This is a genomic window from Flavobacterium antarcticum DSM 19726 (assembly GCF_000419685.1).
Lineage (GTDB): Bacteria > Bacteroidota > Bacteroidia > Flavobacteriales > Flavobacteriaceae > Flavobacterium > Flavobacterium antarcticum.
Window position 1 is genome coordinate 1 of record NZ_ATTM01000011.1, and the last position, 9,081, is coordinate 9,081.

A 9,081-nucleotide genomic window follows, 5' to 3' on the forward strand; every position below is an offset into this window, starting at 1 on the left:
CTTTGAAATATATGACAATAAAGGAATTTAACAAACAATCAAATAATTACAAAAATGTCGCTTAACTTAAACTCCACTTTTTATTTGCATATCCACTGACAACAAATTGATGTGTAGAGAAAAATTAAAAGCAAATTAAAGTGTTTTATAGTACTTTTCAATTACATTCAATAATATTGCACTAGAATGATAACTACTGAAATAAGATACTGAAAATTCAAATTTACTAAAACAATTTAATGGATTTTGACTGTAAAAATAAATGCACGATTAATTACTTATTTCTTAATCTACTGATTGTAATTTATAATTATTCTGAAAAATTTGGCCATACTTAGAGTCTAAAAAGAATATTCTTACGTAGTTTCCGGGCATATTGTGTTAAAATGCTTCACGTAAGCTCATTTCTTATGTGTAATGCTATGAAGTTCTACACCTTGAAATAATTTTCCTTTCACTCATTTTTGAATTTGTGAGCTCTAAAATTAAAGTTGGCAGTCATTCGCACGAAGAATGTAGTTCTATTAAATCGCTACTAAATTAATATTACCTCTAAAATGATATAGCTTTAGAATGAAAAAATGAGTGCTGTGTCCTAATTATTTCCTCTAATATCTACCTTTTACTTCTGACTTTTCGCCCAATGTAGGGAATTATCTTATGAAAACTCATTCGACGTTCAATTGGGTATTGCCTTTTCGAAGTCATGTTGTTGAAGACTAACGCTACAAGTAGCAAAATCAGGCAGCCGACTAGGACTGGAGAGATTACGTACCAATAGCCGATCTCTTTCAATTGTGCAGAACCTGAAACAGCAATTAAAGCAGTTGCTCCTCCGGGCGGATGAAGTGTTTTGGTAATTTGCATACACACAATTGACAATGAAACTGCTAATGGTGCCGCAATATAAATGAGATCTGGAATTAATTGTTGTATTGTCACGCCAATTGTAGCCGAAACAACGTGTCCCCCAATTAAATTTCGTGGTTGTGCCAACGGACTTTCAATAACGCCATAAACCAATACGCTTGAAGCGCCAAATGAACCAATTAGATAGATGACATCGGAAACCGGTAAGTGTAACGTTTGAATATAGGCAATAGCTCCTATTCCGATAAAAGAACCGATAAAGGCCCAAAAGTGCTCTCTAAAATCTACTAATGTTTCTTTATAAAGAATGTATTTCGTTCTGCGGTACCCTCGCTTAATGTTACGGATTGCCATTATTTAACGGTAGATGGGATTATTGAATAAACCGTATACGGATAAATCAGCTTTGAGGTATATTTAGCAATTAAGCAAACTCCCAAAAGTGGAAAAAATAGACCGTAGTTTCCTGTAACGCCACATACCAAAAATAAAGCAGTAAATGGTGCATGAATACTGGCACTCAAAACTGCCGCCATTCCAATGATCATGAAGTTTAAAGTAATCACCTGTACGTCAAAATAAGAATTTAAAATTGTAGCAAGTAAATATCCTAAAAAAGCACCCACAAATAAACTTGGTGCAAAAACACCTCCGTCACCACCAGCCGCTAACGTTATAGAGGTGATAATTGGTTTCAACAGTATAATTGCAATCGTCGTCAGTAGTAAAGTGACTGAAAGTGGCACATTTGTGTGTAACAATTCTTTGACCGCATGATAACCGTCGCCATAAAGCTGTGGTAAGAAAAACAACGATACACTTAATATGGATGCACCAATTAAAACCTTATAATAATCTTCATTTAGTTTTGCAAAAGTGGATTTGAAAAACAAAACACACTTCGTAATATAAACCGAATTCATTCCTGCCAAAATTCCTAACAATATGAAATACGGAATAGCATAATAGTTCCACGTCATTGACTCTATCGGAAACAGAGGTCTTTCATCAAGTAAAAATAGTAATGCTGTTGAAATTAACACCGCAATTCCATTGGTCAAGAAAAATACTTTTGTAGTCTTTTTTGAAATTACTTCTAAAACAAAAAATATGCCTGCAATGGGACTTCCAAACAATGCCGTAATTCCTGCAGCAACTCCAGCACCAATGAGTTCTGCTTTATAGGTGCGGAACGTATTTTCTTTTTGTTGGGCAATGGAACCAATTGTTGCCGTAGCGACAACTGTAGAAACCTCAACTCCTGTAGAACCACCAAAAACAACAGTAATCAATCCATTGATAAAATGAGACGGTATTTTATAAAGCGGTAAGTTTTTGTTTTTATTTTGAGTAACCTCAAAAATCTCCTTTATTCCTTTGTTGGATTTCCTTTTGAACAAATAAATCCGTAGAAAGTAAATCACCGACAAACTAAAAACAGGAAAAATAATCAGCAACCACGGGGAATTACTCGATTTATAGAAGAATATAGTTTCATAATACTCCGTTATCTTTTTTAACGATATGGCTAAAAAGGAAGCTAAAAATCCAATAAGGATGGATACGACTATTAGCTTTTGGAAAATGATGTAGGGATGATTTTTTTTGATTTCGGAAATCGAACTCATTTTAATGTGTTTTTTGCAAAATTACGCAACGATTATTTATTTATCCTAAATTATTCAATAAAAAAAGGCATACATTTCTGTATACCTTTCATTTTGAAACCAACTACTAATAGTTATGGTCTTTTTTATATTGTTCGATGTCAGCGTTAATATCGTTTTTGCTTTTTTCAATTCTATTTTTAAACGCATTCCAGTCTTCTTTTGCGCCATCTTTAAAATCATCGATGTCATCTTCTAATTGATCGTTTCTTTTTTCTAAATCATCCACTTTGGCCTGCCACTTTGCTTTGTTTTCAGCTGTTTCGGCTTTCAGTTTTACTTTAAATTCTGCAATTCTCGTTTCATTTTCAGCAATGACTACTTTAGTCGCCGCTTTGAATTGTTCGTAATCAGAAGCATTCTCGTATTTTGCTTCATTCAAATCTTGTTGTGCATCCATTTCGTTTTCTTTCGCATCAACAACATCTTCTTGTGCGTCCTCTACTTTTTCAGCGTTTGATTTACAACTTGTAAACACAGCTCCAGATAATAATAACGAAACTGCTAATAATCCAATTGACTTTTTCATAGTGATTAATTTTGTGGTTTATTGATAAGTCAAATTTCTACAAAATTGAGCAACTGTGTGTTACATAACATTTCTTGTATTGTATAAAATTTGAAGGTTCACTTATTCCACAATGTAAACAACACGATCCGTTTCTGAAACAGTAAAAAAACCCAACGCATACTTTTCTTTTTGAGTCGTATTGATAATATTTCCTCTCACGGTTGCAGGTGGAGATTGAAAGGGACTTCCTCCAGCACTTCCCGCAATACTTAATAAAACCTGCATGTAATTAAAGTAACTTTCAGAAATACCACTTAACGTGATGTCTAATTTGTCGCCTGAAGTAATATCTTCATTACTGTAAATTCCAAAAATTTGATTTCCTTGGTAAAACTCGTCGCCGCTCACGCTGTATTGTGGTATTGAATAACGTGAAAGTTTCGTCCGAAATAGATAATAATCTTCTGTCGCTGCATCATCCGTATAAAAAAACTTAATCTCAATATTTTCGCCTATAAAACCACCGTCGTCTTTTTGTTCAATTTTATCAATCACGGGAACCGGTTTTAGCGTTTCAGTTGCTGTGTAAGTCATTCCATCATGCATAACAGTCAGAGCATATTCTTCATTAATAGTAGGGATAAAATTGGAACAAATATAGGATCCTGGTACTTCACTATTTTCCAGGAAGTCAAAAACAACTCCAGTTGAATTCGTTACAAAAATGGTAGCTCCAGAAACTTTTGGAATATTTTGGTTAAAGTAACCCGTGGTTGTTGATAAAATAATTTCCTGATTCGAGCCGTCCGTTCCTTTTTCCCATTTTAAAGAAGCGTCAATTACCAATCTTGGTGCAGCAGTATTTAAATCGACATCAATCACTTCTTCACACGAAGTTGCAGTCAGGACCACTGCCAATAGAAGCATTATATATTTGAAGTTTTTCATCCTTTTAAAATTTGAAATTATAACTAACCGCTGGAACTATTCCAAAAATCGAAAATCGAGCAGCTTCATTTTTACCTTCCGATCGTTGTCTGAAATTGATCGAAGCGGCATTTTGTCTGTTGTAAATGTTGTATATACTAAAAACCCATTCGCCTTGAAAAGCTCTTTTCTTTTTTTGTTTTGGTGTGTAAGTTGCAGCAATATCCAAGTGGTGGTAAACGGGCAATCGCTCTTCATTTCGCAATCCATAACTGGGAACTGTAATGCCTTGGTATTCATATTGACCGTTTGGAAACGTTGCGGGTTGGCCCGATTGCAAAGTGAAATTAGCGCCAAAACTCCAACGCTCATTTAAATCATAAGCCGTCGTTACCGCAATGTTATGCAATTTGTCATAAGCTGATTTATACCAATTTCCGTTGTTAATACCAATCTCTGTTGGAGTTCGTCCAGGTGTCTGCTGTTCTGAACGAGAAAGTGTGTAGGAAATCCAACCGTTAAATTTACCTGTATTTTTTCGAAACAATACTTCAAGTCCATAGGAACGTAAACGACCATTTAAGATAATTTGTTCCAAAGCCTCATTGGCAATTAAATCCGCTCCGTCGATATAATCAATCCTGTTTTTTACCGTTTTATAAAACGTTTCGACTTCTAAAGTATAGGAATCTTCGTTTAAATTTCTGAAATACCCCAATGCGACTTGATCTACAATTTGTGGTTTTATATACTGATCACTTGGCGTCCACACATCCAGTGGAGTAGGAGAAGAAGTATTGGAAACCAATTGCAAATATTGCGTCATGCGATTGTAACTTGCCTTAATCGATTGGTTTTCATTTAAGGCATACGAAACAGCAACTCTTGGTTCTAGATTGTCAAAAGAAGCTAAGGTTTTATTGCTATCGTAAAATTTTGTTCCAATAGGTTTTCCTTTTTCGTAAATTTTCAAATCTTCATTGTACGTTACGGCTTGGTCATTTTCGTACAAATTCACAGTCGATCGCCCCAATCGATAAAACATACTGTACCGCAAGCCATACATCAAAGAAAGTTTTTTCGTCAAATCGTGTTCAACTTCCAAATAAAGAGAAGGTTCAAACGCATATTTTTGTTCCAACTGACGGCCGTTAATTCCCGATTCTGCATTTGTTGGTTTTATAGTTCCCGGATTGAAATCGTAGTAAATGGCATTGGCACCAAAGTTTAATTTCAGCTTATCTGAAATATAGTTTTTGAAATCATATTTAAAGTTATAGTTTTTAATGCCTGAATCATATTGGAATCCCACAAAATCTAAAATCAAACCGTAGTAATAATCGCTGTATATTAAAGACAAGTTGGAAAATAATTTGTCGCTGTATAAATGGTTCCATCTTAGATTAAGCGTTGAGTTTCCATAAATATTTGTAAAACTATCGGCAAGTTTGAAAACGTCGCGACCAAAATATCCCGAAAGATACAAACTGTTTTTGTCGTCTAATTTATAACTCAACTTGGCATTCAAATCATAAAAATAGGCCGCATTGTCATTGTCTGCTAATTTTAAAAATAAATGTGCATACGAACCACGACCGCCAATCAAGAACGAACCTTTGTCTTTTACGATTGGACCTTCTGCGAGAAGTCGGCTTGAGATTAAACCGATTCCACCGTTCATGTGAAAACTTTTTGAGTTACCGTCTTTCTGATAAATATCTAAAACCGAAGAACCACGACCGCCATAACGGGCCGGAATTCCTCCTTTATATAACTTCAAATCTTTAATCGCATCGGGATTGAAAACAGAGAAAAATCCAAAAACGTGCGAGGAATTAAAAATCGTAGCTTCGTCTAATAAAATCAAATTCTGGTCGGCACCACCACCTCGAACATTAAATCCAGAGGCACCTTCGCCGGCATTGGTAACGCCCGGAAGTAACAAAATCGATTTAATAACGTCGACTTCACCCAAAACAACAGGCATTTTTTTAATTGTGGCAATCGAGAGTTTATTGACACTCATTTCCGCTTTTCGAATGTTGGCTCTCGGTTTTTCGGTAATGATTACTTCTTGTAATTGTTCACCATCGTGGCTTAAACTCAAATTCTTCTTTACGTTTTGAGAAAAACTGATTTTTTCAAAAACCGTCTGATAACCCACATAACTGAACTCAAACTTATAGCTTCCTTCAGGCAAAGTCAGCGAATAAAACCCGTAAGCATTAGTGGAAGTGCCAATTTGAAGTTCAGGAACATAAATATTAACGCCTATTAAAGTTTCATTGCTGTTTGCGTCTGAAATGGTTCCACTTATGGTGAATTTTTCTTGTGCAAAAGTAGTGGCAAACTGAAAAATACAGCACAACAGAAGTAATCTTGTTTTTAAATCCATGGATTATTATTTGATGCTCAAAGATGAAGAAAAATCAGTTTAGTTCTTAATAAGCAATTGTTAACGTTTTCAGAATAAAACAAAGCGTAAATAACTGAAGCAGGTACACTTTGCGACGCGGAGTTGGTCAATTACTCAACTGCGAAGCAAATCGTGAAATGCCGACTTAAAATATAATCTTGAGGAAAGTCCCATTTAAGGCACAACATTACCTTAAAACGCTTGAAGAAAAGAGTATACTTATCCTTGACTTAACTTTACATCCAACTCAATCAAACTCAATCCATCTCTTTTCAAACCGCCGAGTACAGCCTGTCCCGATTTTTAGCGGGATGACCCGTATGCTCGATGGTGTACTTAATTTATTATTGCTTTTTTTGGTTTTTCGTGAATATAAATATTTGAGAGGCTCTCTTTGTTCGTTTATAGCGGAGAAGCCTACTTGATTAGCGGTTCGGGCTTCTCTTCTCATTGTCATTGTTTCTTCGTTCATAAATCACGCCCTCGTGTCCTTCAAAGTCAAAAGTTTCTTTGAATGTCATTTCTATTTTTTCAAGCACTTTAATAGAAGCTTTGTTTTCCTTCATTGCTCTTCCTACAATTCTTGCAATACCCAATCCATTAAACCCAAAGTCAAGGCAACTTTTGGCTGTTTCCGTTGCAAAACCCTTGTTCCAATAATCTCTTAAAAATCTAAAACCAATGTCATATTCGTCGTTGTCAGGATTGTATTTCAGTCCGCACCAACCAATAAATTTTGAAGTCGCTTTTTCAATAACTGCAAGTCGTCCGACGCCGTATTTTTCATATTGGTCGTAGTTTGTTAAAAAGTCCTTTGAAGTCTGTATGTTTTCAAAAGGTTGGTCACCTGTATATTTCAATACTTCTTTGTCAAGATTTAGCGCATAAAAATCTTCTGCATCATCGATTGTAAGTCTTCGCAAAATTGTTCTTTCCGTTTCTATGTAATCTTGTCTTCTCATTTTTAAGTCGTGTCGTCTTTTAGCCTGACCGCTAAAATTTTGTAGCTTCGCGAGGTTGCGAACTTCGTAACGACCTTTGATTAAGCACTAAACCGCAATTATTTTTATACAGTGTTGTGTGTAGTTTTTATTCTATTATTAAGTCAACGCTCACCTTTCCATCATGATCTAGAAAATCTCTATTAAACACTTTTTTTCCAATTATTTCTTTAACCTCTTTCATTTTTTCTAAGTAACCACCTAATTCAGTTAGAAATATAGTTGATCCTTGGTCATTCTCAGCTTCTTGGAAATCTGATGCATGCATTAAATATTTGTCTAAAATATCTTTAAGAGGATATTGATTATTAGCATTGTCAGGTTCTAACACATATGAAATAGTCATTCGATATTTTGCGTCATCTTCGTCATTCAGATCTTCATATATTCCGTCTTCAATTAGTTTATAATTGACTGTGTTTTCATATTTGATCATTTGCATTAATGCAATATTTGACATCAAATTATATTCTGATCTAATTTCAGGATTGGAAGGGTTATTGCTTTTTTTACTTCCAAATAAATTTCCAAATATTCCCATCTATTCTATTTACAGCTTAGTGTTTCAAATTACACACAACGTCAGTCTGTGAAAAAACCCACGTTTTATTACCTCCAAATATAAATAATTAAATACTAATCTGCTGTTTTGCATATTTAATGATGCAAAACTTCACTGGAATATCCCGCAATCAAATGGTTTACTCTAGTATAGGAAAAGGAATTGGCAGCAAAAGTAAAGGTAAACACTAAAAAATGAACCAGATTTTACTGCAAAAAAAAGAGGATTCCGTTCAACACAGGTTTCATTGTTCGTTCTGCGAACGCAACGAAACCTTTATTGTTAACAGTAGATTTTATTCGTAGACTAATTTTTCTAAATATTCATCTTTTTTATTTTCCCATTCCTTATCCTGATTATTTTCTGGAATTTCGAACATTTGTAGAACATAGTCGATTTCAATTTTCTTTCTCTTAAAATATTCTACGGCGATTTCTATTTCACTAAAAAACTCTGTATGAAACATTAGGCCATAGATTCCAAACGTTATCACAAAAGGTGCATTTCCACCGTTGGCTTCAATTGTTATTCTTGCACCATTGATATTTTCTTGGTCATTTAAAATTTTTCCACCTTCAGAACCTTTCTTTCCAATTGAATTTCCGTTTTCGAATTTAGTCCAATCTTCACTTAACTCGATTTCGACATCTATTAGTTTTTCAGACGTCGATTTCCTAAAAATTTTTGCAATTAATTTTTTCACTCCTATTTTTTTCAAATTTGCTGGCAACTTGCTTATATGTCTGATACCATCAGAAATATACAACACATTTTGTATGTATATCTCTGACAAACTTCAGACTTTCCATCAAATATACACTTTTCTACCGCTCAAAAAGAAAACCCTATAAATCTGCTACACTTAATTGCAAAGCTGGATATACTAATTTAGCTGGGAGTTTAAGTTAAGAGAAAAAAACTTAATTTTAACTTATGACAACAGATAGAAAAAAATATGATGCAGCATTTAAGATAAAAGCTGTAGAATTAAGTAATGAACGTTCTAACATTACTGAATTAGCTAGAGAATTAGGTATCCGAGTTAGTATGCTTTATAAATGGCGCAAGGATTACGATAAGTTTGGTGCTGTTAGTTTTCCTGGTAATGGAATTATAAAACAGACAGC

At 34.4% G+C, this 9,081-nt stretch carries 9 protein-coding genes; 1 reads left to right on the forward strand and 8 read right to left on the reverse strand.

Features of this window, described 5'->3' with window-relative positions; translation table 11 throughout:
- Window positions 1-615 precede the first annotated feature (615 nt).
- From YWA_RS15205 to YWA_RS15490, 8 genes are all read right to left on the reverse strand, one after another.
- Window positions 616-1,224 carry an HPP family protein gene (locus tag YWA_RS15205; RefSeq protein ID WP_022829212.1) on the reverse strand — a complete coding sequence of 203 codons (609 nt, stop codon included), beginning with the start codon at window positions 1,222-1,224 and terminating at the stop codon, window positions 616-618.
- On the reverse strand, window positions 1,224-2,498 hold the full coding sequence (locus YWA_RS15210) for a chloride channel protein (protein ID WP_022829213.1): 1,275 nt from the start codon (window positions 2,496-2,498) through the stop codon (window positions 1,224-1,226). Before YWA_RS15210 ends, YWA_RS15205 begins: the two co-directional genes overlap by 1 nt.
- 106 nt (window positions 2,499-2,604) lie before the next feature.
- Window positions 2,605-3,066 (reverse strand): hypothetical protein, encoded by a 462-nt coding sequence (locus YWA_RS0114355; protein WP_022829214.1) that lies wholly within the window; start codon window positions 3,064-3,066, stop codon window positions 2,605-2,607.
- Window positions 3,067-3,168: 102 nt separating this feature from the next.
- Window positions 3,169-3,996, reverse strand: coding sequence for a DUF4249 domain-containing protein (locus YWA_RS0114360; RefSeq protein WP_022829215.1), 828 nt, complete (start codon window positions 3,994-3,996; stop codon window positions 3,169-3,171).
- Between the two features lie 4 nt (window positions 3,997-4,000).
- The gene (locus tag YWA_RS0114365; protein ID WP_022829216.1) at window positions 4,001-6,370 is read right to left on the reverse strand and encodes a TonB-dependent receptor; all 2,370 of its coding nucleotides are present in this window, start codon (window positions 6,368-6,370) and stop codon (window positions 4,001-4,003) included.
- A gap of 446 nt (window positions 6,371-6,816) precedes the next feature.
- Complete coding sequence (locus YWA_RS0114370) at window positions 6,817-7,353, reverse strand: GNAT family N-acetyltransferase (RefSeq protein ID WP_022829217.1); 537 nt, start codon at window positions 7,351-7,353, stop codon at window positions 6,817-6,819.
- 127 nt (window positions 7,354-7,480) lie between these two features.
- Window positions 7,481-7,933 carry a hypothetical protein gene (locus YWA_RS0114375; protein ID WP_022829218.1) on the reverse strand — a complete coding sequence of 151 codons (453 nt, stop codon included), beginning with the start codon at window positions 7,931-7,933 and terminating at the stop codon, window positions 7,481-7,483.
- Between the two features lie 316 nt (window positions 7,934-8,249).
- Window positions 8,250-8,657: a hypothetical protein gene (locus tag YWA_RS15490; RefSeq protein ID WP_157505379.1), complete on the reverse strand. Its 408-nt coding sequence runs from the start codon at window positions 8,655-8,657 to the stop codon at window positions 8,250-8,252.
- A 230-nt stretch (window positions 8,658-8,887) separates the two neighbouring features.
- Here YWA_RS15490 and YWA_RS0114385 point away from each other — a divergent pair.
- Window positions 8,888-9,081, forward strand: a 194-nt coding sequence (locus tag YWA_RS0114385) for a transposase (RefSeq protein ID WP_022829140.1), incomplete at its 3' end; no start/stop codon positions are given.

Bases quoted from the DNA above. Each gene is read 5' to 3' on its own strand.
- YWA_RS0114370 (WP_022829217.1), bottom strand. From the start codon at position 7,353: ATGAGAAGACAAGATTACATAGAAACGGAAAGAACAATTTTGCGAAGA.
- YWA_RS0114365 (WP_022829216.1), bottom strand. From the start codon at position 6,370: ATGGATTTAAAAACAAGATTACTTCTGTTGTGCTGTATTTTTCAGTTT.
- YWA_RS15205 (WP_022829212.1), bottom strand. From the start codon at position 1,224: ATGGCAATCCGTAACATTAAGCGAGGGTACCGCAGAACGAAATACATT.
- YWA_RS0114360 (WP_022829215.1), bottom strand. From the start codon at position 3,996: ATGAAAAACTTCAAATATATAATGCTTCTATTGGCAGTGGTCCTGACT.
- YWA_RS15210 (WP_022829213.1), bottom strand. From the start codon at position 2,498: ATGAGTTCGATTTCCGAAATCAAAAAAAATCATCCCTACATCATTTTC.
- YWA_RS0114355 (WP_022829214.1), bottom strand. From the start codon at position 3,066: ATGAAAAAGTCAATTGGATTATTAGCAGTTTCGTTATTATTATCTGGA.
- YWA_RS0114375 (WP_022829218.1), bottom strand. From the start codon at position 7,933: ATGGGAATATTTGGAAATTTATTTGGAAGTAAAAAAAGCAATAACCCT.